The sequence below is a fragment of the Opitutia bacterium ISCC 52 genome, from assembly GCA_014529675.2.
Classification (GTDB): domain Bacteria; phylum Verrucomicrobiota; class Verrucomicrobiia; order Opitutales; family UBA2995; genus UBA2995.
In genome coordinates this window covers 193,745-218,491 of record CP076040.1, presented here as the reverse complement: position 1 = coordinate 218,491, position 24,747 = coordinate 193,745, and the positions used below count along the sequence as shown (strand labels likewise).

27 protein-coding genes are annotated in these 24,747 nt (G+C 49.2%); 14 read left to right on the top strand and 13 right to left on the bottom strand.

The genetic code is table 11. The features are described 5' to 3' along the window. Nucleotides 1-185: 185 nt before the first annotated feature. The 3 genes from GA003_00900 (at nucleotide 186) to GA003_00890 (ending at nucleotide 1,617) form a co-directional block, all read left to right on the top strand. Nucleotides 186-944, top strand: a complete 759-nt coding sequence (locus GA003_00900; GenBank protein QXD28574.1) for a glycosyltransferase — start codon at nucleotides 186-188, stop codon at nucleotides 942-944. Nucleotides 945-1,047: 103 nt separating this feature from the next. Then, entirely contained in the window at nucleotides 1,048-1,197 is a 150-nt protein-coding gene (locus GA003_00895; GenBank protein ID QXD28573.1) for a hypothetical protein, read from the top strand. 9 nt (nucleotides 1,198-1,206) lie between these two features. Then, nucleotides 1,207-1,617 (top strand): GAF domain-containing protein, encoded by a 411-nt coding sequence (locus GA003_00890; protein QXD28572.1) that lies wholly within the window; start codon nucleotides 1,207-1,209, stop codon nucleotides 1,615-1,617. Nucleotides 1,618-1,684: 67 nt separating this feature from the next. Here GA003_00890 and GA003_00885 read toward each other — a convergent pair whose 3' ends face one another. After that, nucleotides 1,685-2,434 carry an SDR family oxidoreductase gene (locus GA003_00885; protein ID QXD28571.1) on the bottom strand — a complete coding sequence of 250 codons (750 nt, stop codon included), beginning with the start codon at nucleotides 2,432-2,434 and terminating at the stop codon, nucleotides 1,685-1,687. Nucleotides 2,435-2,503: 69 nt separating this feature from the next. After that, nucleotides 2,504-3,058, bottom strand: a complete 555-nt coding sequence (locus tag GA003_00880; GenBank protein QXD28570.1) for a hypothetical protein — start codon at nucleotides 3,056-3,058, stop codon at nucleotides 2,504-2,506. Nucleotides 3,059-3,444: 386 nt separating this feature from the next. Here GA003_00880 and GA003_00875 point away from each other — a divergent pair, with 386 nt between their 5' ends. Next, nucleotides 3,445-4,071, top strand: a complete 627-nt coding sequence (locus GA003_00875) for a slipin family protein (protein ID QXD28569.1) — start codon at nucleotides 3,445-3,447, stop codon at nucleotides 4,069-4,071. 60 nt (nucleotides 4,072-4,131) lie between these two features. Then, nucleotides 4,132-4,278 (top strand): hypothetical protein, encoded by a 147-nt coding sequence (locus tag GA003_00870; GenBank protein ID QXD28568.1) that lies wholly within the window; start codon nucleotides 4,132-4,134, stop codon nucleotides 4,276-4,278. A 101-nt stretch (nucleotides 4,279-4,379) separates the two neighbouring features. Here the strand turns inward: GA003_00870 and GA003_00865 are convergent, their stop codons facing one another. The 7 genes from GA003_00865 to GA003_00835 form a co-directional block, all read right to left on the bottom strand. Continuing rightward, a complete protein-coding gene (locus tag GA003_00865; protein QXD28567.1) occupies nucleotides 4,380-4,727 on the bottom strand; it encodes a VOC family protein in 348 nt (115 codons plus the stop codon). Between the two features lie 52 nt (nucleotides 4,728-4,779). Continuing rightward, entirely contained in the window at nucleotides 4,780-5,823 is a 1,044-nt protein-coding gene (locus tag GA003_00860; protein QXD28566.1) for a glycosyltransferase family 9 protein, read from the bottom strand. 126 nt (nucleotides 5,824-5,949) lie between these two features. After that, complete coding sequence (locus GA003_00855; protein QXD28565.1) at nucleotides 5,950-7,086, bottom strand: metallophosphoesterase; 1,137 nt, start codon at nucleotides 7,084-7,086, stop codon at nucleotides 5,950-5,952. A gap of 154 nt (nucleotides 7,087-7,240) precedes the next feature. Then, nucleotides 7,241-8,611, bottom strand: coding sequence for a thiol oxidoreductase (locus tag GA003_00850; GenBank protein QXD28564.1), 1,371 nt, complete (start codon nucleotides 8,609-8,611; stop codon nucleotides 7,241-7,243). 13 nt (nucleotides 8,612-8,624) lie between these two features. Beyond that, nucleotides 8,625-9,812 (bottom strand): iron-regulated protein, encoded by a 1,188-nt coding sequence (locus tag GA003_00845; protein ID QXD28563.1) that lies wholly within the window; start codon nucleotides 9,810-9,812, stop codon nucleotides 8,625-8,627. 91 nt (nucleotides 9,813-9,903) lie between these two features. Next, nucleotides 9,904-10,206 (bottom strand): hypothetical protein, encoded by a 303-nt coding sequence (locus tag GA003_00840; protein QXD28562.1) that lies wholly within the window; start codon nucleotides 10,204-10,206, stop codon nucleotides 9,904-9,906. A 241-nt stretch (nucleotides 10,207-10,447) separates the two neighbouring features. Further along, complete coding sequence (locus GA003_00835; GenBank protein ID QXD28561.1) at nucleotides 10,448-11,428, bottom strand: D-glycerate dehydrogenase; 981 nt, start codon at nucleotides 11,426-11,428, stop codon at nucleotides 10,448-10,450. Between the two features lie 92 nt (nucleotides 11,429-11,520). Here GA003_00835 and GA003_00830 point away from each other — a divergent pair, with 92 nt between their 5' ends. Beyond that, nucleotides 11,521-12,537, top strand: coding sequence for a glycosyltransferase (locus GA003_00830; protein QXD28560.1), 1,017 nt, complete (start codon nucleotides 11,521-11,523; stop codon nucleotides 12,535-12,537). 6 nt (nucleotides 12,538-12,543) lie between these two features. Here the strand turns inward: GA003_00830 and msrA are convergent, their stop codons facing one another. Beyond that, nucleotides 12,544-13,068: a peptide-methionine (S)-S-oxide reductase MsrA gene (gene msrA, locus GA003_00825; protein QXD28559.1), complete on the bottom strand. Its 525-nt coding sequence runs from the start codon at nucleotides 13,066-13,068 to the stop codon at nucleotides 12,544-12,546. Between the two features lie 99 nt (nucleotides 13,069-13,167). Then, nucleotides 13,168-14,175, bottom strand: coding sequence for a galactose mutarotase (locus GA003_00820; protein QXD28558.1), 1,008 nt, complete (start codon nucleotides 14,173-14,175; stop codon nucleotides 13,168-13,170). 104 nt (nucleotides 14,176-14,279) lie between these two features. On the opposite strand from GA003_00820, the gene GA003_00815 reads away from it, so the two are divergent. Together GA003_00815 and GA003_00810 are read left to right on the top strand one after the other, a co-directional pair. Further along, nucleotides 14,280-15,038 (top strand): DUF547 domain-containing protein, encoded by a 759-nt coding sequence (locus GA003_00815; protein ID QXD28557.1) that lies wholly within the window; start codon nucleotides 14,280-14,282, stop codon nucleotides 15,036-15,038. A gap of 139 nt (nucleotides 15,039-15,177) precedes the next feature. Then, nucleotides 15,178-15,501, top strand: a complete 324-nt coding sequence (locus GA003_00810) for a hypothetical protein (protein QXD28556.1) — start codon at nucleotides 15,178-15,180, stop codon at nucleotides 15,499-15,501. A gap of 25 nt (nucleotides 15,502-15,526) precedes the next feature. Here the strand turns inward: GA003_00810 and GA003_00805 are convergent, their stop codons facing one another. Both GA003_00805 and GA003_00800 read right to left on the bottom strand, forming a co-directional pair. Beyond that, entirely contained in the window at nucleotides 15,527-15,679 is a 153-nt protein-coding gene (locus tag GA003_00805) for a hypothetical protein (protein QXD28555.1), read from the bottom strand. A gap of 53 nt (nucleotides 15,680-15,732) precedes the next feature. Beyond that, nucleotides 15,733-17,976: a hypothetical protein gene (locus tag GA003_00800; GenBank protein ID QXD28554.1), complete on the bottom strand. Its 2,244-nt coding sequence runs from the start codon at nucleotides 17,974-17,976 to the stop codon at nucleotides 15,733-15,735. Between the two features lie 171 nt (nucleotides 17,977-18,147). Between GA003_00800 and GA003_00795 the strand changes: the two genes are divergently transcribed. From GA003_00795 to GA003_00770, 6 genes are read left to right on the top strand one after another with little or no spacing between them, the layout of a single operon-like run. Beyond that, on the top strand, nucleotides 18,148-19,137 hold the full coding sequence (locus GA003_00795) for a MoxR family ATPase (GenBank protein ID QXD28553.1): 990 nt from the start codon (nucleotides 18,148-18,150) through the stop codon (nucleotides 19,135-19,137). A gap of 34 nt (nucleotides 19,138-19,171) precedes the next feature. After that, on the top strand, nucleotides 19,172-20,089 hold the full coding sequence (locus GA003_00790) for a DUF58 domain-containing protein (GenBank protein ID QXD28552.1): 918 nt from the start codon (nucleotides 19,172-19,174) through the stop codon (nucleotides 20,087-20,089). Then, a complete protein-coding gene (locus tag GA003_00785; protein QXD28551.1) occupies nucleotides 20,089-20,700 on the top strand; it encodes a hypothetical protein in 612 nt (203 codons plus the stop codon). Before GA003_00790 ends, GA003_00785 begins: the two co-directional genes overlap by 1 nt. Then, nucleotides 20,700-21,701 carry a VWA domain-containing protein gene (locus tag GA003_00780; protein QXD28550.1) on the top strand — a complete coding sequence of 334 codons (1,002 nt, stop codon included), beginning with the start codon at nucleotides 20,700-20,702 and terminating at the stop codon, nucleotides 21,699-21,701. Before GA003_00785 ends, GA003_00780 begins: the two co-directional genes overlap by 1 nt. 6 nt (nucleotides 21,702-21,707) lie before the next feature. Further along, nucleotides 21,708-23,666, top strand: coding sequence for a VWA domain-containing protein (locus GA003_00775; protein ID QXD28549.1), 1,959 nt, complete (start codon nucleotides 21,708-21,710; stop codon nucleotides 23,664-23,666). Further along, a complete protein-coding gene (locus GA003_00770; GenBank protein QXD28548.1) occupies nucleotides 23,653-24,702 on the top strand; it encodes a hypothetical protein in 1,050 nt (349 codons plus the stop codon). The genes GA003_00775 and GA003_00770 overlap by 14 nt, the downstream gene beginning before the upstream one ends. Nucleotides 24,703-24,747 lie beyond the last annotated feature (45 nt).

The window sequence follows — 24,747 nt, the reverse complement described above, 5'->3', positions numbered from 1 at the left end:
CCAAGGTTAGATAATTTCTACCCTACGAACCAAACAAAATCTGATAACATTTTGCATTTTCCATATTTACACCTGCAAGAGTCGATTTCTGAAACGATTTCGATAGTTATTCAAAGGCTGGTCTGAGCACCCATTCGTCGCTTTTCGTTGGACGCCTCGGCTATTTTTCTCCGATAAAAGAGTCAGTGACCCAAGATTCCGACTCGAAATCCTTTTATCTCGGCCTTCCCTCTTTCAACGAAGGCGAGCGCGTAGCCCAATTCCTACCCGGATTGTGTACGGCGATCCTCAAATCAGACCTGAATGTGCAGGTGCAAATCATTGATGATGGCTCCGACTTTCTTCACCAAGGGCTCTACCGACAGCTGATGGAACTGCTGGAGTCGACCTTCCCCTTTCTTTTGCAGCCACTCACGCTCGATGAGAATTCAGGTAAAGGGGCAACGGTCTACGCAGGCTGGGGCGCCAATCAGTCGGCTGATTTTCTCGCATTTGCCGATGCAGATGGAGCGGTTGGCCCGGATGAGGTGGTCCGCGTCCTCAAACACATTCGAGAGGATTCCGAGGCCGAGAACACCCTCTATGCCGCTAGCCGCATTGAAGATGAGGAAACTCAGGTCCAGCGCCGCGCCATACGAAACCTGGGTGGCCTCACCTTCCGTTGGCTTCGCAAACAGCTATTTTCCTTTCCCATCGAGGACACCCAGTGTGGATTCAAAGTGATTCCTGGTTCCTTTTTTCGCAAAAACCGGGAAAAGCTGTACGAAGCGGGCTTTGCCTTTGACCTAGAGCTGCTGTATCGTGCGCAACAGACCGGTTTGAAAATGAAGGAAATACCAGTCACCTGGGTGGACAAAAAGGATGGGCACATGAATTTCTTCAATTCGGCTGGTTTATTCAAAGACCTCCTTCGCCTGAAAGGCAGATTGGATAAGGAAGCGTAGGTATATTGCTACGCGCTCCGAGATTGACGAGATTTCGTAAACATGGTGTTTGTGGAAGCTCCAGTAGCTCTTCCATAGATTATACGCCCTGGAATCATCTCCTATGCCCCAAGAATCGAAACAACCGGTTGAAAACATGGATCCCCATGTCTCGGCGGTGTTTCAGACGATCTTGGAAGCCACGGCTACCAAAATCGGGGTCGATTATTTTCGAGCTATCGTAAAACACCTGACCATCTCCCTCGATTGCTGAGGTGCCTGGGTGACGCTTCTGGATGCTGAAACCCGAACACTCCAGCCCTTGGCCTGGTGGGCCCATAATGAATACATCGAACATCCGCCCTACTGTATTGATGGTACGCCCTGCGAGCATGTCATAGATCGAAACACGCTGCATTATGTTCCTGATCACGCAGTAGACCTTTATCCGCAAGATCAGGAGATGGCTGACCTGGGAGTTGTGAGTTACATTGGCATGCCTCTATTGGATACGTCCAAAAATATCCTGGGCCATATTGCGATTATGGATACCAAGCCGCTCTTGGAAAAAGAAAGGATCGCCATCTTCGAACTCTTTGGTGAACGCGCAACGGCTGAGATGCGGCGTCTAAAAACCCAGAACGAAATTGAGGAGCGCGAAGAGGAGCTCCGCAGGAAAGTTTCGGGCGACTAGGAGATGAACATTAAAAAAAAACGCCCGTAAGCATACGGACGTTTTTGATAAAAGGCTGTTTGTATGTTTATTCGGCTCCACCCGCCAACATCTCGGCCGTCTGAGCTTCGAACACCTTGGCGCCCGCTTCATAGGGAGGGATAAATCCTTCAGCCATGACGTCGGGGAAGACATCCACTTTTCCGGCTTCGACACCATTCAGAATGGTTTCGGCTACCGATTGTGGAGTCGCCTTTTCCATCTCAAGATCAGCGGCCATATCCGTATCAACTGGGCCAGGATAGACGCCTACCACCTGAATGCCAGCAGTACCTTTGGTCAGACGTAGCCCCTGGGTCATAGAATGCACTGCAGCTTTGCTGTCACTGTAGGTCGGAAATGGTGGGAAACTCACCAAGCTAGCCACACTTGCGACATTGATGACTGCGCCTCCCCCATTGCTTTCAAGTACGGGCACAAACGCTCGCAACATATTCAGGACACCCCAGTAGTTTACATCAAACTCCTGACGGGCAGCACTGATATCCTCAGCAAATAGATCTGTCTGCCCAGCAAAACCAGCGTTGTTGACAACCACCTGCACATCACTGGCTTCCGCAGCAATCGCTGCTACTTGCTCCGGATTCGTTACATCCAATGCCACGGGCACGATGCGCTCACCATGAGCCTCAACCAGAGACTGCAATGAGTCCGCATTTCTGGCGGTGGCATAAACTTTGGCCGCTCCGCGCGCTGCTAAAGCCTCTACAATTGCACGGCCAATGCCGCGATTACTTCCGGTAACCAAGGCTACCTTTCCTTCAATAATTGTTTTCATAATAAATGAGTTGAATTGTGTTTGAATGATAGGTGTTTCAGCACTCGGGTACCTTTCAGAATCTTTCTACTACACAGAGAATCCACCTTCTCTTTCTTCAAAAATGGCAGCTCCAAACGCAATAAAGCCCAATCGTTTTTGATCGGGCTTCAATGCAATTTGTTGTTTAGAACTAAGACTAACGAGGCAGATCGAAGTAGAGTAACTCCGCACTGGAGCTTGTTGACAGATCTTGAGCCGCCTCATCTTCCAGCGCGAGGCATCACCTCGTTTGAGATGAAGATCACCCACGGTCACTTCACCGTCTAAAACCTGCAGCCATCCTTTCCGGTTCATGGAGGCAGGAAGTTCAAGTGAGTGAGACGTTTTCAACTCCGCATTTAGAATGCGAGTATCCTGCCGGATATCGACGATACCCTCCTCACCGTGTGGTGAAGCTAAAGTCAGCCATCGATTGGAACGCTCACTCAGGTCAAAGTCCTGCTCCTGGTAACTGGGCTCCAAACCCGCTTGCTCCGGTTGGATCCAGATCTGAAGGAGGCGAGTCGACTCAGTTTCAGAAGGATTAAACTCGCTGTGGTAAATCCCCGGCCCGGTTGCACCTGCGAAGAGTTTCCCCATCATCTGTTTGCTATTCGGGAACAAATTGATAGAATTTTACTCTTACATTATAGACCTATTGAAGGTCTTAGATTGCCAGGCCTAGGAGAGCCTTGAGAGGTTGGCCTGACATTTAGCCCCAGGTGACCTGAGGGGATTGCTTGGGGCATTTCTTTGTTCGAGCTTACCTGACTGGACCTCTACTACCTATCTTGTCTGTTAATCTCTAAAGCACCCTCTGACGGGGCTTTAATCAGATTGTAGACCCTACTTAAGCTCAGCATCTAGACGCTATTACCTTACTGCTGGTTCTTGATCCTATTCCACCGTATCAACCTACCTGCCAACGGGGAGCGAATCTAGTTTACTCTTAATTTACCAGGGGGGAGATAGAGGGTGGGGTTAGTTAGTTGATTCTAGGTGTTACTCAGGCGTGTTACTGGACTCGTTTCCGCAATGTAGAGGTCGAAGTGGCAGACGCCAATGACCTTCGCGTGGCCGGCAAGGACCTCCAGGTCATTCTAAAAAACGTATCCGCCAAATCCTTCATGAACGTCACTGATATCCCGGAAGGTAAAGTCGGTGTTCTCTTCGTAAACGGTGAGCTCTCCGACATCCTGCCCGCCGGGAAGCAAGTCTTCTGGAAGGACATGGCTGTCATCAAAATCGTGCTCATCGAACAACGTGAGCAAGTCATGGACATCTCTGGTCAAGAACTCATGACTCAGGATAAAGTGACTCTGCGTATGAACGGTCAGCTGACCTACCGAATCGTCGATGTTCGTAAGTCTGTTGAAACCGTAGAGAACGTGGAACAAGCCCTCTACCGTGAAGCACAGCTCGTCCTCCGCAAGGAAGTAGGTGCTCGCACCCTCGAGTCTATGCTCTCCGACAAAGAAGACCTCGCGCAAAACCCCAAAGCAAACCTGGTCCAAGTGGCCAAGAACTTCGGTGTTGAAATGCTCGGTCTGGGTATTCGCGACCTCATCCTTCCTAGCGACATGAAGGAACTGATGAACCAAGTAATTGAAGCTTAAAAAGCATCTGAAGCGAACGTCATCAAACGTCGCGAAGAAACTGCAGCTATGCGTTCTCAGATGAACACTGCTAAACTCATCGAAAACAACCCTACCCTCATTCGTCTGCGTGAGCTGGAAGTTCTGGAGACCGTCGCTAAGACCTCCAACCTCCAGGTCGTTCTCGGTGAACAGGGTCTGACTGACCGTCTAACCAAACTGATTTAATCACATGGGCAGACATACAGACAGTCCCGAACATTCAAGGTGAACCTGTTAGGTCGGTTTCTAACCAAACCGTTCTGGCAGGTCGCCTTTTACTTTCTATATCAGCTGCGCTTGCGCGTCAGCATAAACTGATTCCCTTCAGGGTCGACGCACATTGCCAGGTGAGGTGGTTCACCATTTTCCGGTTTGGGTTCGTTCGTTAACTCACCTCCGGCAGCTACTACTTCGGATGCTCCTTCAACCACATCCGAAACCTGAAAACTCATTCCTGTCCAGGTGCGCTTTCCTTCTCCGCCACTGTGAATGCCTATAAAGGACCCGCACAGTTCCAGCTCAGCCATCACTTCGATTTGTTTAACGACCGTTGCGCCAAGAACATCGGTATAAAAAGCAATCGCCCGATCCATATCAGCTGCCCAAATAATATATTTAACTCGCTCTACGTTCATAGAAGAAACAGTAGAGGCGGACCTCAGATGCGCCATAGAAAAATGTTTGTCCCTAACAAGAAGCCTTCACACGAGGAACTGCTTCACTGTCTCTTCCTTCGGCGTTGTTCAGCAAATCCAAAATCAAATCGAGCGCTGCATCTGCTCGCGTACCATCTGGATCAAAAAGGGTCCGGTGACGGGGACCTAAGGGTCCTATCAGGTTGAAGTTGTGAATTCTGAAAATCGCCACGGTCGGAGTGCCAACCGCTACCGCCAAATGCATGGGCCCGGTATCGCAGGTCAGAAATGCAGCACAGCGGTTCAATAAAGCTGCAAAGCGACTGGGATCGTGTGTCGTGTCTATAATTACCTGTTCCGGAAGTTGAGTCTCCATCTTTGATAAACAATCCAATTCTTCGGGGCCTACAAACAAGATGGGTTGAACTTGCTCATCTATCAACTGTCTGATGACTCGATCAAAGCACGTGAGAGGCCAACGCTTTTTACCCCGAGCCCCCAGGTTGATGCCCACGCAAGGTGTTTCTTCGGAAATCTCCCAATGGCGCCAACGCTCGCTAGCCCAGTTTTTATGGGCCTGTGTCAACGTTAGCTTCATTGACTGGTCTTCAGAACCAATCCAAACAAAGCTCAAAAGGCTGAGGAGTTTTTCAATCCGATGATCATCGGGATCATTGGCAGGGGATCTAATATTGAAGAGACTTGCATTTGGACCCCCTTCAAATCCCAACCGATACCTGCCACCGGAAAATGCAACAAACGCGGCACCCAAAAGACTCGCTCCCTCAGAACAATCAATCACCAGATCATAGCGTCGTTTTCTGATCTGCCTCAAGAATGAGAATAACTCCCACCATTTCCAAGTCATAGCTCGTGTCAGTTCATGGACATAATCCAAATCCGAGTGATGATGAAGCATGTGACCGTAAGCGGACGTGGTCAAAAATCCGATTTTGGCCTCCGGCAATTGTTGTCTCACCGCTCTAAAGCCGGGTGTGATGAGCAACATATTACCCATACGGAAATTGGGGCGGACAAACAACACACGCTGGATTGATTTAATTGAATCGGGTCCAAGCCGTTTTCTCCAACACATGAAACACCGTGCCAGCAACCAGCAAGTGAATCGTTTACTAAAAATCTCCAATCGTTTCCCAATACGCATCGGTAACAGAATAAATGCCCTTTCTTAAGCGAAGCTTAATTTACTAATTAGGTGTATTCATCTTTCAACCACTTTTTGATTCGATTGAAAAGCGACTTCAAATGAAGATCCTTGCTCCATGTCGAATACCGTAATTTCAGGAGGAGCAAATACCCGCATCTGCGGCCCCCAGAATCCGGTTCCTCGACTGAGATATAAGTAGGTCGTTTCCGCCAATTTGGTGAGTCCATGACGCGCTTTGTATTGCAGGCGCGTCATAAAAATAAAGGGGAAGATTTGCCCACCGTGAGTGTGACCTGACAACTGAAGGCCAAACGCATCCAAATTTTCCCGTGAAATTTGAGGACGATGTTTGAGTAAGACGACAAAGGCTCCTTCAGGAATGGTGCTGAAGGCCTGAGCCTCGGCTGCTTGTGTTGAGGTTTCTCCTAAAGCTTCTGGATCATCCACACCTGCTACAAAGAAATTATCACTTACCTGTACGGGCTCATTCTTCAGGATTTGAAACCCCGATTGCTGAGTAAGATCATTGGCCTTCTCAAGTCCCGCATAGACTTCATGATTGCCAGGAACTGCTAACTTCCCTGCTCCAGGCTCAAGTGACTTGAGTCGCTCCACGTATCGACCTAGATGCTTTAGATCCGTATCAAAGAGGTCACCCGAGGAGACCAGCAGGTCCGGCTTTAACGAACGAACCTTTTCCACCACTCCTCGTAACTGCCCGGGAAGCGTTCCGTATCCCAGATGGACATCCGATATCTGCACCATCCGAAACGGCTGGTCTTTTGAAAAAGAAAGCTTGGGCGAACGCAGCTTGAGAAACCGAATCCGTACACACCGCAATTCCAGGAAGCCATAGATGCAAAGCAGAACGATTATCGTCGAGACGACCATCAAAGCCGTCGTTTGGGATATTCGCGGAACAAACACTTGAACCCCATCCATTACCAAAGCCACCGTCGCAAATAGAAAGGACACGCCCATCCAATTGTAGCCACCCCAAGCGATGGTAGTTGCGATCCATCTGGGAGCACGCTCCTCCGCCATTCGCAAAACGATTGGGGACAGTACCACAAGAATGAGCGCCACCGCAATGGGCAGGGAGTGAAAACCCAATCCAGCAACTATTGTCGTATAGACGTATAAATTCAGGCCACCGTACAGCAGTAGGAAAAAGAATATGAAAAGCAGCATCTATGAAGCAGTAGACGCATCGGCGGAATCCTTACAGCCTTATAAGTTTCCGTCAGTTAAGAGGTCGTTACTTGCATCGAACCCTTCACCTTCATAAACGCCTGTCTCCGAGGTAGGAGCTATAATCAACTCCTCTGGAATGGTACCAATAACTCTACAAACTCTCCACAAACTGGATCACCAGTTTTCTATCTGCCGCCGTCAGGCTCTTGAACTGCTCCTTACTTTGCTCTGCTTCACCCCCGTGCCAAAGAATGGCTTCCTCTACGTTACGAGCACGTCCGTCGTGAAGCAGACGCGTGTGCCCATTTACTTTCTCAAGGAGTCCGATTCCCCATAAAGGGGGGGTCCGCCACTCATTGCCATTCGCCTCAAAGTCCGGCCGACCATCAGCCAAAGCTTCTCCCATATCATGAAGGAGAAGATCCGTATAGGGTCGTATGAGCTGCCCGGCCAAAACCTCTATCGGGTAATCGTCGGAAGTCTTCATGGCAGGGATGTGACAAGTAGCACACTGGACGCTTTCGAACAACTGCTTACCCTTTTTAAACTCTTCTCTATTCTGTATCCGTGCAGCCGGTACGGACAACGTCTGTAAGTAAAAAACCACGTCCTCCAAATCCTGTTTCCCAATTTCAGGGAACCCGCCACTGGGGAAGTCTTCGCCGATGTTCTGGGCTTCCGTGTGATTTTCATCGGGGAATAAATCGGAAGTAATTCCCATGTCACCGACAAAAGCACCGGCCGTCTGGTCGAGCAAAGTGGCTTTATTGGCCTTCCAGCCAAAACGCCCCAAGGATTTCGCTCCAAGACTTTTGCTCCACACAAAATTCGGCCGTCCGGAAATGCCATCGCCATCTTCGTCATCCGGGTCAGCTAGATCGAGAATCGTTTGCTCAGGGATCGCGTCCAGAAGTCCCAGACCGAAGACAGCTGACGCCACGCGGGGCGAAGTCATGAGCTCAGGATGAGGCTCTCCATACTTCCAAGCATCGATGGTGTAGCTGGGCTTCAACAACTGGTAGGCGACATAGTCGGGATAAAGCTCTTGAATCGTCTGAGAACGAATCCAGATTCTCGCTTCCGGCTCGAGTTCCGGCAGAGAGCGAACACTGATTTGGTTTCCGTAAATAGGATCTGGTTTGGGTCCGCCTTGGTCGTCCTCTCCAGGAATACTGATACGCATGAGCCAGCCATTAGGAACTGCACTGCCCACAGGCGGCTGTCCGCGACCGTCTTTGAAGTGGCAGGTGGAACAGGAGCGCACATTGAATAAGGGGCCTAGCCCATCACTACCGTTCACCTCTGACGCCGCATCGACCCAATTTCTATTAAAAAACGCATTGCCGGCAAAAAAGCGCGGATGCTCATTCCAGGGCAAATTCGTGGAAGGAAGACTAAAGGCATTGGGCGAAGTATCAAATACGGTGATCTGCCCACCCGGTAATAAGTCTGCAGTCGCGGCGCTACTAAAATAATGCAGCAACAGAAGGAAGCACCCAATCCTAATCCCTCGCTTATACATTTAGAGGATTGGCTTAGTCGCGCTTAACATCCAATTCGAGTAACTCCTCAGCATCCGCCAAAGCATAGACCAGACTCCAAAGAGCGCCCACGGCTTCTTTCACTTGAGTTAATTGTGCTGAGCCTGCCTCGGCGACAATCGCCTGATCAAAGGGCGCATAAATCGCAGCTACCTTTTCTTTGGCGATATAAAACTTTTCTTTCACCTTTCCGGCAGCTTCCTCATCAGCATCCGCTATCACGCTTACGAGCCCCTTCCCTTCTACCAAGGGACCGTAGGCGGCTTTGTAAGAACCAAACAGAACGGCTTCCAAACCCTCCATATTGGCCACAAAATCGAAATGCGTGGTATCGCTAAAACAGGAATGCTCATCCTCTTGCGATTTGGAACGCATGGCAACCGACATACGTTCGGCGGCCAGCTCACGACCCGCCAAGGAAGTTACACCCGTCATCACTTGTTTGATCAAGGTGGTTGGACGTTTGAGAAAAAAGTCACCGGTATGATTTTCGTAGTTGGACATACTCCACTGATCGGCAACAGCAACCAGGTGGCTGCGCAACAACTCGGTGCAAGCGACCAGGTATTTCATACGGCGATCCGCGTTGGGTGCGGTCGTGAAGTCGGACCAATCACGTTTTCCAGGCCCATCGGCATAGAGATCTTGTCCCCAGAGCAAAAACTCAATGGCGTGCCATCCCGTTGAGATATTGGTCTCACCATCCCGCTCGTTCATCAGGCGCAGGAGCCGGCTGTTAATCTCGGGGTAATCCGCTGGATTGTTGATGATACCCGAATTGGGATTGTCCACGGTGTAATCGATGAAACTCTCGTCGATCGGCCAGGCATTAATGAGAATTTCTAGCTCCATTTGATCAATCGGTCCATTGGAGAACCGATACACTTCTGTGCGGCCATAAATTTTGCGTGCCTCAATCCAGGAAGTTTTGAGCGCCTCAAAGGTCTCTTCACTAGGCGACTTGCGAAAGCGATACACCGCCATATTGAAGCGGACGGTTTCTTTAACCGAGTCAGAGTAAAGGTACCAAGCCAAGGTCGCGTAATTACTCAGAAACTCAAAAGCCACCTCGTTTGTAAATGGCTGTCCTTCAGGAGTCGGAGGTGCGAACTCAAAATCGGCTTTGAGCAAGGAGCCGCTGCCAGTGAGCAGGAACATAACAAGTGTTAGACGGGTAAGCATGATTTCTTTAGGGACTCGCTATTACAGAGAATCGTTCCAAAGAAGGCAACTCTTGAGCGTCTAGCAATCACTTCTGAACATATCCCCGAATTCAGTTCAAAAAGAGGCCGGATTGGACTGAAGATTCGGTTCTTTCAAATTCGCTGGAGTATCGTTGAAACATCTGTGGATCGTCTCCTCTCAACAGGAGGTTCTTCCAGCTTTGCATTTGGTCCTTAAACTCAAGCTCGAGATCCATGGCCATATGGATGGCATCATCCATCTCTTCTTCCTGCATCCCTTGCACATCTTGCAGGTTCGTGACTCTGAAGAGTCCCCATAACGCAACGAAGAGTACTCCACAAAATGTGAGTCCGATCCATGACGCTAAATACACAGGCGACAGCCAGCGCATAAACAGCTGAGAAAACTGAGCTCGTAGACTTTTGAGAATGTTGAGTCCCACGCGATTAGATTGGGTTTAGGATGAGAATTGAGGATTCAATACCGCCCCAGTTTTTAAATCCCCTGGAATTGAAAAACGGAGAAGTCCTCTAATTAACCAGTTTTACGCATCTTTAACCAGATCCCGCAGGAAGCTGTGGGCTTTAACCCAATACCCAATGAAATTCCCTAGTTCCAGGATTCCCAGCGAATCACCCTTTGGGCGAATTTACGCAGGTCAAGAGCGGTTCCCCCTTGAGAAAAGCCTCAATATTGTCAGCGACAATCATGCCCATCTTGGTGCGAGTACCTATAGTGGCACTCCCAAGATGCGGAGCTAGCACTACATTTTCCAGAGGCAACAAGTCAGGGTCTACAACGGGTTCATTTTCATAAACATCAAGACCGGCGCCTGCAATTCGGCCTGCCTGAAGCACAGCCACGAGTGCTTTCTCGTCCACAACAGGTCCACGTGTTGTGTTAATTAAATAAGCTGAAGGCTTCATGAGCGCCAATTCTTTGGAACCAATCAGGTGTCGAGTTTCAAGCACTAAAGCCACGTGTAGTGAAACATAGTCTGCGGTACTCAATACTTCCTCTTTACTACCGTAACGAATGCCTAAGGCGTCCTCTTCTGCAGGATCCAATCGAGTACGATTCCAATAAATAACATCCATGGAAAACCCTTTTGCCCGGGGGATCATGGCTTTGCCAATGTTGCCGAGGCCAATCAAGCCAAGCGTTGCGCCCGTAATATCGCCTCCAAGTAATTGTAACGGCCCCCATCCGGGCCAGGCATTCGCACGAATCATTCGATCTCCCTCCCCGATACGCCTGGCCGCGTTCATGAGAAGCCCCCAGGCGATATCGGCAGTCGCAGCCGACAGTACGCCGGGTGTATTCGTAACGGGAATACCCATCTTCGCGGCCGTATCGACGTCGATGTTATTGTATCCCACACCAAAGTTAGCGATCAGTTTGAGATCTTTGGCTGTTTCCAAAAGCTCCGCATCGATCCTGTCAGGGCCATTCGGCACCAAAACCACTGCATCACTCACTTCACTTAAAAGCTCGTTACGTGGAAGGGTGTCATCAACAGGGTTAATGTGTAAATCACACTGAGGGCGCAAACGATCCAAAACAGCTGGAACCATTTGGCGGGTTAAATAAACTTTGGGTAATGGATTGCTCATGATATCAACTATTAGCAAATGCACCTCAGACGCAAAAAACAATCGCGATTACTGAAAGATCTGAATTTTTCTCAGATTGAATCCAAATACTGATGACTGAAGTCTCTATAATAATGCCGATAAAGAACGCCGAAACGCATCTGGTTCGGGCGATCAACAGCATACGAAGTCAGAGCTACAAAGATTGGGTATTGATGGTCGTAGATGACAATTCCAAAGACACTTCATATCAACTTGCTGAAACACAGGGAGGGAAAGATCCGCGAATTCGCCTGATTCAAAATTCGAATCCGGGCATTGCTGATGCGCTGAACCGCGGAATAGCCCTGAGTGCTGGAAGCTACATTGCAAGGATGGATGCCGATGATGTATCACATCCAGAGCGCCTACGGGAACAAGTCAAATTCCTCAATGAGCGTCCTGAGATTGGGTTGGTGGGCACGCAGGTCAATTTCCTTGGCGACCGAGACAAACACGCAGGCTACGCCGCCTATGTTGACTGGACCAATGACCTGGTAAGCTGGAAAGACATACGAATGAATCGCTTTGTGGAGTCTCCATTCGCACATCCGTCGGTGATGTTTCGTAGAAGCCTGGTCTCCGCCAATGATGAAACCTATCAACAAGGTAATTTCCCGGAAGACTATGAGCTATGGCTGCGCTGGATGGACGCAGGGATTCAGATGGGAAAGATCAATTCACCACTCCTCGACTGGTACGATCCACCCGGGCGCCTATCAAGAATAGATCCCCGTTACTCCCCCGATTCCTTTTATAGGACAAAAGCAAAGTACCTGGCTAAATGGCTTAAGAAAGAAAGGTTCATCGATCGCCCCATTTGGATTTGGGGTGCTGGTCGAATTACGCGCAAACGAGCACAATTTTTTGAGGACCACGGAATTCAGTTCTCCGGCTATCTAGACATAGACCCTCGCAAAACGAATACGGATTTGAATGGCATACCTGTTCTACAGCCAGATCAACTAGACCTCTCTAAAAAGCCCTTCATTATCTCCTACGTTGGAAGCCGGGGAGCTAGAGAAAAAATAAGATACTTCCTCATCTCGAAAGGACTTCAGGAAGAACATGACTTCATCCTTGCTGCGTAACGTTCTTCAGGACTTGAGCCCAAGTTTTTCGAGTTTGGGTCGAATTACGAAAGAGCAATAACCCTCCTCTTTATGTTTCACGTAATAATCCTGGTGATAGTCTTCTCCTCCGTAGAATACATCTAGAGGAGCAATTTCGGTGACGATCTTTTCAGGGAAATACGCTTGAGCTTCCTCAACCGATTTCATCGCCGTTTCTTTTTGCTCTTCTGAAAGGTAATAAATGGCACTCCTATACTGAGTACCTACGTCATTCCCTTGCCTGTTGAGCGTCGTGGGATCATGGGCCCTCCAAAATACATCCAGGAGTTCTTTATAGCTGATCGTTTCAGGATTAAACGTAATTTGAACCACTTCGGTATGCCCCGTGGAACCAGTGCAAACTGCTTGGTAAGTGGGATTCGGATTCTCCCCACCGGCATAGCCACTCACAACACTTTCCACACCTTCCAACTGTTGGAAAACTGCCTCAATACACCAAAAACAGCCGCCCCCAAAAGTCGCTTTTTCTCTATTCGATTCGTCACTCATCAATTCATGAGTGTCTATAGATCCTCTTTCCTTTCAACTGCTTCTTTCGAACTCAAGAGGCGTGTAGGGATGAATGAGTTGCCAGGGAATAGCTACGCCCTATTCGATGCCAAACTTGTATACCGTCTTGGTAAAGTATTCTTCGCCAGGATTTAGCCGTGTCGATGGAAACATGGATTTGTTGGGAGAATCCGGGAAGTGTTGCGATTCCAGACAAAGCCCCGATCGCCACTGATAGGTAGCTCCGGCTTTACCTGTCATTTCTGTAAGATAGTTCCCGCAATAAAACTGGATACCTGGCTCCGTAGTATAGACTTTCATCATTCGACCTGACTTGGGATCCCAGACAGAAGCCGCATGACTCAGATCGTAAGGGAGTTTATTCAAGACAAAATTATGGTCGAATCCTCCAGCAATTTCCAGCTGCTCGTATTCCGCGTTAATCCGATCTTCAATTCTGAGTCGCTTTCTTAGGTCCAGGGGGGTGTCCTCCACGGTGCGAATCTCCCCCGTGGGGATCCAACCTGAATCCGTCGGAGTAAAAAAGTCTGCGTTAATCAATATATCATGGTCCAGCACAGTGCCATTGTCATGCCCACCGAGGTTGAAGTAACTGTGTTGGGTGAGGTTGACATGAGTTGGTTTAGAAGTGCTTGCGCGATATTCGATACTTAGGTCATTCGTTTCATTGAGGGAATAAACCACTTCCACATCCAGTTCTCCTGGGTAGCCTTCCTCTCCATCTGCACTCACATATCGTAACTTAAGGCCACTTTCAGTTTTCTTACTGAATTCCTCGACGCTCCAGAGCACATTGTTGAATCCAACTTCACCTCCATGCAAATGATTCACTCCATTGTTGGCTGCCAACGTATAGGTTCTACCATCCAAGACAAATTGCGCTCGACCAATTCGATTTCCACAACGCCCAACCAGTGCACCAAAATAGGGTGAATTCTCTTTGTAGTCTGAAATTTGATCTAAACCTAAAACAACATCTGCCTGATCACCCTGCCGATCAGGCACCCATAGTTCTTTAATGATTCCCCCATAGGGAGAGACTTCGAGTCGAATGCCGTTGGAATTCTCGAGGGTATAGAGCGTCATATTGTTATAGTTTAGCGGTTTTAACTACTCCCTCTTTACCATGAAAGGAAAAAGCGTACTGTATGATTCTTTAGAACAGGGATTACTAAAGCTCGTAATCAGAAATGAAACACCATCCTCTAAAACTAATCTCGAACACGCTCTTGGTGTTTGCTCTGTGGATGAGCTCGGCTTCAGCCAGCTTTGACCATAGTCTATTTGATTCGGTTCTCAAAACGCATGTCCAGGAGGGCTTGGTCGACTACAAAAGCCTCAAAAAAGACAAACGACTGGATGAGTACCTGGAGAAACTCAAGGCGGCCAAGCTGGACGATCTTGAAAGCCGCAATGACAAGCTAGCTTTCTGGACGAATGCATACAACGCATACACTCTAAAACTCATAACGAATTATTACCCCTTATCCAGTATCATGGATATTAAGGAGCCGGGCTTTGCGGATACCTGGAAAATCCCCTTGGCCCATATAGCTGGGAATACGTACACCCTCGATCAGGTTGAAAACGCTATCATCCGACCCCAATGGCCCGATCCTCGCATCCATTATGCCTTGGTCTGTGCAGCACAGTCATGCCCACAATTGAGAAGCGAAGCCTACACAGCCGAGTTACTAGAAGAGCAGTTCAATGAACAGGCAGAATGGTTCATGAAAAACCGGAACCAATTCGATTTGAAAAATCGAAAGGCAAAACTATCCAAAGTCTACGAATGGTATGCAGTTGATTTTGGAAAGAATACAACTGAAGCGCTGGAAACCCTGATACCTCACGTTGACGACTCACTTGGAAAGAATCTCAAAAAGGAAGCAAAGAAGTGGAAGGTGAGCTTTAGTGAGTGGGATTGGAATTTAAACGAACAAAAGTAGTCAGCGTGAGTCGGACCCCGCTTTCCGACCCTGATAACAGACCGTTGAAAGTTACACTCCGGCGGCAATTGTAAAAAATTGGCAACTCTCGAAATAGACTTTGACGAATACAGAATACATCCAATTGTGGCGCGCCTAGATGTTCGAAGACTCCCACTCCATCCTACTCGCTGAACTTTTCGACGCACTCCAAATAGAGGAGCTGCGGCGTTGCGATTCATTCGGCCTCCCTTGTCTAAGAGGGAACGACCAAATCGTAGCAGCTCTGAATTCGAAAAATCATTCTTTAATTATCAAGCTTCCAACTCACAAGATACATTACCTAATAGCTGAAGGCTGGGGCCAATACTTTGCTCCTGGGGATCAAATCCATCCTAATTGGATTGAGATCACCCACACGGAGCCACGACTGTGGGTTGAGTTGATTCGCGAAGCCAGTCGCTTGGCACACGCTTCCTGTTAGGTCGCATTCTGGAGCTGAATAGCCGTCACACCAGCGGTGCAACAAAATGCCCGACAAACATCGCATCAACCATGTTGTAGGCAGCAATCACCATCATGCTAACCACGGACGGCGTGGACATCTGCATGATCAACTTGAGGACTGGGGTCTCTCCCAATCGACTGCTGTGCGACTTCATCGAAGAAGATGAAGGTTAAAGGGCTTCAGGAAGCAAGACTTGCCTCAAAAAAGCTACCTAAGAGCCCCCAGAATCATATCCTTAAGTGCCGCATAGTTTGAGTTGCTTAAGGTCCCTGAAAAATTGATGGGCTTGCGCCAAAGTTGATACTCACCTGAGAGTTGATTACTAGTGAGCCCAAGAATGGAAGCATTCTGCCCAAAACGACCTTTCGTACCCATAGCGAGATTCATGCTCAGGGCCCCATCCGCCAAACTCACCCAGTCATTGGCATTGATAGATCCATTTCCGGTTAAGAGTAGTTCAGGCCCTTGAACCGTAAATTCATGGATGGCCACTTTTCCGTCAGCGAGGCGATCTACTTTGAAGCGTATTGAGTTATAGGGTACACATTGCAGATACTGAGTCATCTGCGTAATAGCGGTAAGACGATCATCTTTAATGAACTGACCGAGAAGGGCTCCCAACTGCATCACTTTGGCCGCCTTGTCTGCATTTTCGTTGATCTTCGAAAATTGTAACAGCCCAGAAGATCCTTCTAAATCGAGAGATAACTGAACACTGTCAGCCAATCCGCCCAGGTCCTTCGATTGGCCCAGCATCGACAAACTACCATTCCAATTTCCGGTGATAGGAGAACCCCTACCCAGGTCCAACAAATCGGAGGGTATATTGCTAACAGCCCCATCCACACGCAAGGTGTAGGGTGTCTGACTTTTCGCAGAATGAATGAGATCGGCCTTTGCCTGAATGCTCCCTCGATCAATACGCAAATTAAATGAAGTCAAAGACACCGAGTCAGGTCGAATGCTTGCTCGACCATTTACGCCTTCCAACACAAAGCCTTGAGGCAGAATCAGCTGCTGGATAGCTAGATTTGCATTTCCAGTCAGACCTTGCCACGGAACCCCATCCGTTTGGATCTGCCTACCCTGCTCAATCGTATCTAGTTGCTGCATACCATACCCCCAACCTGCCAGAGCTTTACCAACCGATTGTAGATCGGCCAAAAAAACACTGTCTCCTGAGAGTGAAAGCTCGAAGGGATTAAACCGTGACTCTAAGGACTTAATATCTGTTCGGATCGATAGCTTCGAAGTGCGATTGCCCCGTTGCACACTCACCGGAATGACAACTTGGCCATCTCCCCGTGAATTGACATCCAGATTGACCGTAAGTGTTACTGGCCCGCCTTCATCAGAAAAACCTGTCTTTACAAATCCGGAAATTGCGGGAAGCGCATCAGCCGCCCCGCTTCCTTTTAAATGATATTGGAGAGGCCGCTCCTCTAGCACACCCGCGCCTTGAAGATCGAGACTTCCCACCCCTGCCAGATAGTTCCAATTCACATCTCCTCGGGTTGAAAAACTGGCCGAGGTGACAAAAGGTGGCAAATCGAGTAACTCGACTGGAACCAACGCGCCGTTTAAACTCGCAGATAACCGACCTTTCAAATCACCCGTCGTTACATTCAAATCGAACTCGGTATCAATCAACGGATTGTTATTTCCGGTTTCAGCAAGAAACACACTTATAAGCTCACCCGTGGCCGTTTTGGCCAAATTCCAATTCCCATTCAAATCCAATTGACCCGCAGGATTTAGTTTTTCACCCACCAAATTAAGGCCAAGCGTACCGGCCAAACCGTTTACCTTGCCATCTTCGCCCTGATCCAAATCGAGGGTTAACTCGTAGTTCGCCTGATTCACGGTCGACTCTCCTGCCTGATCTAGAAAAGCCCCTTGCAGTCTGATCCTTGCTTTCTGCCCGCGGGCAAAATCATCCAAGGCTAAATTAATATCAATGAATTGCTCGTCTGGTAACAACACCTGCCCATCGAGACGTACTTCACCAATTGAGATCGATTCTGGAGCGGTCATCGTCTCCAAAATCCCCCGAAACGGCCCGGTGTCTTGGGGCTCACCTTTTCCCAGCAAATCCAGCCAGGCACCCAGACCACCACCTGAAGCCATTGCCACCGTCTCAAGGTCGGCCTTGAGCCCACTCACTTTTACCGAATCAATGTGTAACTCCTGGGTCCGGGCAAAATCCAGCCAGCTGGCATGCACCTCCGCTTTGTCGGCCGCAACCTCTACTCCCTCTTCAAAGAGGGTAAAATTCTCCACCGCAAAACTCGAACCGGTAAAGCGAACAGAATCGACGGAGATATCATCCACTTTCCCATCCATGGCCCATAGAAAAGCAGCTTTATGCACGGGAGGGCTTAATACCAAGGCCACCAATGCACCCACAAAAAGCAGGAAAAATAGTCCCGCAATGATCAGAAATTTTCGCATGATTATTCTAAAAGTAGTAGTAGTTTGAGTATTAAGTCCCCGCAGGCCAACCAAAGTTTCGGAAATCCCAAGCTGAGCGCTCATAAAAAACGCCAATTTATTGGCAAATCAGCGAAACCTTGACCTTCGTCCTGTGTCGGTTACCCATCATCCTTTTACACGCAAAGATCCATGAGTAATTCCGTCATCGAATTGAATGAAAAAATCCAAGCCGCTTCCGCTTGGGTTTCACCTCTTAGGTCCGCTATCGGGCAGGTCATCATCGGGCAGCAATATTTGGTCGATCGCCTGATCCTTGGCCTCATAGCCAACGGTCACGTCCTTCTGGAAGGGGTTCCAGGTCTGGCTAAGACGCTATCCGTGCGAACATTGGCCTGTGCCATCGACGCCCATTTCCAACGAATCCAATTTACACCGGATCTGCTTCCCGCCGACATCATCGGAACCTTGGTATACAATCCGAAGGATCACAGCTTCGAAACCAAGAAAGGGCCCGTATTCGCGAACCTCATTCTCGCAGACGAAATTAACCGGGCTCCAGCGAAGGTGCAATCCGCCCTTTTGGAGGCAATGCAAGAGCGGCAAGTAACCATTGGGGATGAGACGCATCCTCTGCCGGTCCCATTCCTCGTTCTCGCGACCGAAAACCCCATTGATCAGGAGGGCACTTATCAGCTCCCTGAAGCGCAGGTCGACCGTTTCATGCTGAAGCTCAACATCGGTTATCCTTCAAAGGAGGAAGAGCGTGAAATTCTCGATCGCATGGCGACCACCTCGGCCATGAAAGATATCTCAGCCGTCATTACTCCCGAGGACATCCTCAACTCACGCAAAGTCGTGAACGAGGTCTATGTGGATGACAAAATCAAAGACTACATCGTCGATATCGTTTTCGCAACGCGTTCTCCCGCTGACTACAATTTACAATCGGAATCCCTCATCCAGTTCGGCGGTAGTCCTCGGGCAACGATCGCACTCACCCTGGCCGCTAAAGGTTGGGCCTTCCTGCAAGGTCGTGGGTATGTAACCCCGCAAGATGTAAAGTCCATCGCCATGGATGTGCTTCGCCACCGGGTCATCGTAAGCTATGAAGCCGAAGCCGAAGGAAAGACCAGCGAGGATATCGTCCAGGAAATTTTGGATACGCTTCCAGTACCTTAAGCCACCTCTTTCACCGAAAGGAGAGCTTTAACCCATGAAAGATCCAAGAGAGATACTGAAGAAGGTCAGGCAGATCGAGATCCGTACCCGGAAGATGGTTACCGATGCGATGGCAGGGCATTACAATTCAGTATTCAAGGGTCAGGGCATGGACTTTGAGGATGTGCGTGCCTATTCTCCGGGTGATGACATTCGCGCTATTGATTGGAATGTAACTGCGAAAACAGGCGACGCCTACTTAAAACGTTTTCGAGAAGAGCGGGAGTTAACTCTCATGCTGGTCGTGGATGTCAGTGCTTCAGGAGACTACGGCTCCCAAGAAGAAAGTAAGCGTGAGATGATGGCGGAAATGGCCAGCGTCCTCGCGTTCTCGGCCATTCGCAACAACGACAAGGTGGGCCTATTGCTATTTACGGATCAGGTGGAAACATTCGTCCCCCCGCAAAAGGGCAGACAACACGTATTGCGCATCATTCGCGAACTTCTCTTTTTCGAACCCAAGTCGACAGGCACGGACATCAAAGTGGCCCTCGACTACCTCAATCGGATCGTCCGAAGAAAAGCGGTTACATTCCTGGTATCTGATTTTCTTGTAAGAGATCATTTTCGCCAAGCGCAGATACGTAACCAATATACGGAGATGTATAAGGCTCTCAGCCTGACAGATCGCCGGCATGACTTGATAGTAGTCCGACTGTCCGATCCACGCGAGTATGCCTTGCCCAACGTCGGGATCCTTACATTAGAAGATGCGGAAACTGGTCAATTGGTGGAACTCGATACCAGTAACAGTCGCGTACGCTCAGCCTATGAAGGTCAAAACGCGAAACAACTCGAGGAGTTTAAAGACACACTCAAACGCCTAGGCATCGACAGTATCTACGTGGATAATGGAGAACCTTACATCACTAAGATCCGGGAGTTTTTCTTAACCCGGGAAAAGCGACGTTAATGAGCAGAGTTCGTTTCAGCCTTTTTGCCCTTTTGGCGACCAGCGGAAGCTTGATGGGTCAAGAAGATAACGAAGTTTCCCAAGCAGACATTCTGGATATCAAAGATCCAGTGTTTATGCTCGATCCCATGCTGCTGCTCTATATCGGCATTGGAATAGTGATAGCCGCCCTACTCTTCTGGATAGCCGTCATCATTTTCAAACGCATGACTCGCCCGCCAGAGCTCGCACCACCACCACCCTACGAGATCGCGTTGAACCACTTGCGCCAAGCACGCAATTGGCTGGAACCGGAGACCGCCGAGCGCTTCTGCACGGAAGTCTCAACCATCATGCGCGGCTTTCTCGAAGCCCACTTCAAGTTACCGGCTACCGAGCAAACGACTGAAGAGTTTTTTGCCGATTCGAAACACACGGACGTATTCACCGTTGAACAGCAAACCGAGCTGAAAGAGTTCTCTGAACAATGCGACTTGGCCAAGTTTGCCAAGTGGGGCTTGGGGACTGAAGAGATGGAAAACCTCTATGGTACTGCTGAAACGTTTATTGAAACCACCGGTAAACCCGACGAGAACCCGACTCATAACCCGGACGCCATTACGCCGAACTGATGCTCGAGTTCCAACATCCCTATTTTCTTTTCCTGATCCTGGTAGTGATCATTCTGCCGTTCTTACGCGGTGGGCTGACGCGAAAGGGAAGCATACGCTTCTCCAACACGCAATTAGCAGGAAAGCTGGCATTCCATGGAGGTTCCAAATCGGGACAATGGCTGGCATTGTTACGCACGGTTGCTCTCATTCTATTGATTGTCGCATTAGCACGGCCACGATTGGGTCACGGTGAAACGGAAATTGAAGCCAGCGGTATCGATATCGTCTTGGCGGTTGATATTTCCGGATCCATGCAAGCGATGGATTTCAAGATCGAAGACAAACGCTACAACCGATTGGAAGTAGTTAAAAAGGTCATCAAAGAATTTATTGAAAAACGGGAAGCAGATCGCATCGCCCTCATCGCTTTTGCTGGAGAACCCTATCTGGTAAGTCCACTCACCTTGAACCACGACTGGCTGAACAAGAATCTTGAGCGACTGGAGATCGGCCTCATCCAAGAGGATGGAACTGCGATTGGCTCAGCCCTGATCATGGGTGCCAATCGGTTAAAAAACCTCCAAGCCAAAAGCAAGGTGGTGATTCTTCTCACCGACGGAGTGAATAATAGTGGCTCCATTCAACCTGTAACAGCGGCAGAGGCAGCAGCAGCCCTTAAGGTAAAAGTGTACACCATCGCGGCAGGCACCAAAGGCAAGGCCCCCTTCCCAGTGCAGGATTACCTCGGTCGGACCCGTTACCGAAATGTTCCAACCGACGTGGATGAACCCACACTCAAAGAAATTGCTCGATTAACCCAAGGGGAATTCTTCCGGGCCACCGATACTGAGGAACTCGAAGAAATTTACGGCAAAATCGACGAACTCGAGAAAACCGAAATCAAGCTAAAGAATTTCACTTACTACGACGAACTGTTCATTTACCCAGTCCTGGCCGGACTTTTCTTCCTCCTCTTCGAATACGTACTGGGGAACACACGCCTGAAGACCCTGCCCTAACTTGAAATGACTTTTGCCTATCCCATCATATTTATCATCGCCGTGGCATTGATCCCGTTGATGCTTTTGTGGGCCTACCGAGTGGACCGTGGGAAACAAAAGCAATTGGGGAAGTTTCTGGCACCTACCCTGATTAAGAGTCTCACCGACTCCGTCTCCCCTAGAAAAAAGCAATTGAAGGCCGTCCTTTTAAGCATAGGCATTGCCCTGATTGTTATCGCGGTTGCGCGGCCTCAATACGGCTACGTCTGGCAGGAGGTTAAGAGCAAGGGAATCGACGTCGTCTTTGCGATCGACACTTCAAAGAGTATGTTAGCTCAGGATATGCGGCCCAACCGACTCGAGCGCGCAAAACTAGCGGTTCTAGATTTTATCGATAAGATGGGCACCGACCGTATCGGCCTGGTTGCCTTCTCTGGCTCAGCTTTTCTGCAATGCCCCCTGACACTCGACTACAACGCCTTTCGCCAATCGCTGGAAATCCTTGAACCTGGAGTTATTCCCGTACCCGGCACCGACATCGCCGCTGCCATTCAGATAGCCGAGAACGCATTTAATAAAGAAAACAACTTTAAGATCCTGATCCTCATTACCGATGGCGAAGACCTGGAGGAAAATGGAATTGAAACCGCACGCCAGGCGGCCGCTCGAGGAGTGCGGGTCTTTACCTTAGGAGTGGGCAGCAAGGAAGGAGAAATCATTCCGTATACCGATAAAAACGGACGCCAGGACTACGTGCGCGATGAAGCGGGCAACGTGGTAAGAACACGCCTGGATGAAGACACCCTACGCCAAATTTCCATGGCCTCGAATGGATTTTATAGTCCTCTCGGACCCCTCGGTGAAGGTCTGGAGAAGGTTTACAGTCTCGGACTGGAAGAGATCCCTCGCCAGGAACTCAATTCGCGAATGAATAAGCAGGCCATCGAACGTTACCAGTGGGTGCTGGCAGCGGGCATTTTCCTACTGATACTGGAATGGTTGATTGGCACTCGTAGACGGAGTGCCCGCATCAAGCGACGCACACAGCAAGCAGTTGCGTCTCTTTTAGTTCTCGGAGCTGTGTTTATGTCCACGCCCGATCTTCAGGCTGATCCATACAAGGCACAGAAGCACCTGCGCAAAGGTGAGTTCGTTGAAGCAGAACAGCTTTATCGTGCTGCCATCGATGAAGAGCCCGCGGACATGCGCCTTCGCTACAACCTGGGCATTTCTCTGTATCGACAAGGCAAATACGCAGATGCGGTCACCGTTTTTCAGCAGGCCTTGGAGAGTCCAGACCCGGACTTACAAGCCGACATTCTCTACAATATGGGCAACGCCACTTACCGGATTGGGGAAGGTATAATCTCTGACCGTCAGCCGGAGACAAGGAAGGACTGGGCCAAGGCAGCTGAGTATTATGAAGGCAGCCTGGTAATCCGCCCGGAGGACGATGAAACACTAGCCAATTTAAAGTTCCTAAACTACCAGATCGAATATCTGGTCATGTATGACATTCATCTCGATTCCAATTTCCCTGACGTCGTCGAATTGAAAGGCGCAGGTCGCTACGACCAAGGAATCAAGCGATCCATTTCGGTTACCTTACAGGATAAGGAGAATTATCGTTTCGATACCTGGGTGGGTGAAGGGATTGATCCTGCCGATAAAGAAAAGACCCGCGTCCTGGTCGATGCCGATAAGACACTCACCGCAAATTTGATCGAGCTGGTGGACCTGCGTGTGGTTGTCATTCCCCCGGAAGCAGGCACTTCCGAATCACCAGGAACATACGACAAGGGACAAGAAGTGGACCTCAAATTTGAATCCGCTTATGGGTGGCGATTCGTTCAATATGAGGGGCCAGACATTCAGGATCGTTCGAGTCCTGAAACAAAAATAACCATGAACGCAGACACCACTGTGGTCGTCATCTGCGAAGAAGCCAGGGAGCTCGTGTTTGATATAGATGAGAAGCAGTAGGACAGTCTCCCATTTTAGATACCTGCTTGGAAGTATCCTCCTAGGAAGCCTCCTTACGGCTCCCTTTGCGAACGCCCAACAACAACCAGCCGTGCCCGCAATCGAGCTACCCATGGAAGAAGCCATTGAACAAAGTAGGAATCGAGGCGCTACGACCTGGGAAGGAACTCTGTTTGGTCAGGATTCATATAAACCAGGTTCCTATGCCCAAATCGAAGTGGTGCCCAATCCTGGATTCGAATTTGAGCGTTGGGAAGGTGAGCAGATTGCTAATCTAGAGGAAGCCAAGACATTCGTAACCATGGACGATCATGTGAGCATCAAAGCTCACTATAACCGCATTTGGAATGTCATTGCCGCGCCGGACAACAAAGAAGCAGGTAAGGTCAAAGGAGGCGGAGATTACCCGGACGGAACGGAGGTCTCTCTTTCTGTTAAGCCTAATGATGGATTTAAGTTCCTCGGTTGGGAAGGGAAAGGCATCCGCGAGGAAGAGAAAGAAAACCCGGAAACAACCATCATAGCCGATGGCGACCACGACATCGTAGCCCGATTCGAAAACGAAAATCAGGACCAGAACCAAGACCAAAACGAAGATCAGAACGAGGATCAAAACGAAGACCAGAACGAGGACCAGAACGACAACCAAGATCAGAACGAAGATCAACAAGACCAGGATCAAAAGGAAGATCAGCAGGATCCTAACCAGGACGAACAGAATCCCAACGAAGGCCAAGAAGATGAGGGCGACCAAGAGGAAGAGCCCCAAGATCCAAATCAGGAAGAGGAAGAACCTCAGGAACCTGAAGAGCCCGAGGAGGGCGAAGACGAGGAGGACCAAGGCGGTGAGGAAGAACAACCTCAGGACCCGAATGAGGAGGAAGAAACTCCTGGCGGTGAGCAACCTATGCCTCTGCAAATGACACCGGAGGAAGCTGCACGCCTACTGGAAGCCATGGAAGGCGACGAAAAGAAACTCCCTCTCTTCATCGTAAATCCTAACGATCAGAAGAAGGACAATAAAAAGGATTGGTAATCCAGCTAGTTTGACTTTGGAATGACCCTCTTTCTCGACAGTTCA

Bases quoted from the DNA above. Each gene is read 5' to 3' on its own strand.
- GA003_00835 (QXD28561.1), bottom strand. From the start codon at position 11,428: ATGAGCAATCCATTACCCAAAGTTTATTTAACCCGCCAAATGGTTCCA.
- GA003_00880 (QXD28570.1), bottom strand. From the start codon at position 3,058: ATGATGGGGAAACTCTTCGCAGGTGCAACCGGGCCGGGGATTTACCAC.
- GA003_00815 (QXD28557.1), top strand. From the start codon at position 14,280: ATGAAACACCATCCTCTAAAACTAATCTCGAACACGCTCTTGGTGTTT.
- GA003_00840 (QXD28562.1), bottom strand. From the start codon at position 10,206: ATGCGCTGGCTGTCGCCTGTGTATTTAGCGTCATGGATCGGACTCACA.
- GA003_00830 (QXD28560.1), top strand. From the start codon at position 11,521: ATGACTGAAGTCTCTATAATAATGCCGATAAAGAACGCCGAAACGCAT.
- GA003_00850 (QXD28564.1), bottom strand. From the start codon at position 8,611: ATGTATAAGCGAGGGATTAGGATTGGGTGCTTCCTTCTGTTGCTGCAT.
- GA003_00785 (QXD28551.1), top strand. From the start codon at position 20,089: ATGAGCAGAGTTCGTTTCAGCCTTTTTGCCCTTTTGGCGACCAGCGGA.
- GA003_00780 (QXD28550.1), top strand. From the start codon at position 20,700: ATGCTCGAGTTCCAACATCCCTATTTTCTTTTCCTGATCCTGGTAGTG.
- GA003_00870 (QXD28568.1), top strand. From the start codon at position 4,132: ATGAACACTGCTAAACTCATCGAAAACAACCCTACCCTCATTCGTCTG.
- GA003_00820 (QXD28558.1), bottom strand. From the start codon at position 14,175: ATGACGCTCTATACCCTCGAGAATTCCAACGGCATTCGACTCGAAGTC.
- GA003_00885 (QXD28571.1), bottom strand. From the start codon at position 2,434: ATGAAAACAATTATTGAAGGAAAGGTAGCCTTGGTTACCGGAAGTAAT.
- GA003_00845 (QXD28563.1), bottom strand. From the start codon at position 9,812: ATGCTTACCCGTCTAACACTTGTTATGTTCCTGCTCACTGGCAGCGGC.
- GA003_00805 (QXD28555.1), bottom strand. From the start codon at position 15,679: ATGAAGTCGCACAGCAGTCGATTGGGAGAGACCCCAGTCCTCAAGTTG.
- GA003_00810 (QXD28556.1), top strand. From the start codon at position 15,178: ATGTTCGAAGACTCCCACTCCATCCTACTCGCTGAACTTTTCGACGCA.
- GA003_00800 (QXD28554.1), bottom strand. From the start codon at position 17,976: ATGCGAAAATTTCTGATCATTGCGGGACTATTTTTCCTGCTTTTTGTG.
- GA003_00775 (QXD28549.1), top strand. From the start codon at position 21,708: ATGACTTTTGCCTATCCCATCATATTTATCATCGCCGTGGCATTGATC.
- GA003_00770 (QXD28548.1), top strand. From the start codon at position 23,653: ATGAGAAGCAGTAGGACAGTCTCCCATTTTAGATACCTGCTTGGAAGT.
- GA003_00795 (QXD28553.1), top strand. From the start codon at position 18,148: ATGAGTAATTCCGTCATCGAATTGAATGAAAAAATCCAAGCCGCTTCC.
- GA003_00865 (QXD28567.1), bottom strand. From the start codon at position 4,727: ATGAACGTAGAGCGAGTTAAATATATTATTTGGGCAGCTGATATGGAT.
- GA003_00790 (QXD28552.1), top strand. From the start codon at position 19,172: ATGAAAGATCCAAGAGAGATACTGAAGAAGGTCAGGCAGATCGAGATC.
- GA003_00855 (QXD28565.1), bottom strand. From the start codon at position 7,086: ATGCTGCTTTTCATATTCTTTTTCCTACTGCTGTACGGTGGCCTGAAT.
- GA003_00895 (QXD28573.1), top strand. From the start codon at position 1,048: ATGCCCCAAGAATCGAAACAACCGGTTGAAAACATGGATCCCCATGTC.
- GA003_00860 (QXD28566.1), bottom strand. From the start codon at position 5,823: ATGTGTTGGAGAAAACGGCTTGGACCCGATTCAATTAAATCAATCCAG.
- msrA (QXD28559.1), bottom strand. From the start codon at position 13,068: ATGAGTGACGAATCGAATAGAGAAAAAGCGACTTTTGGGGGCGGCTGT.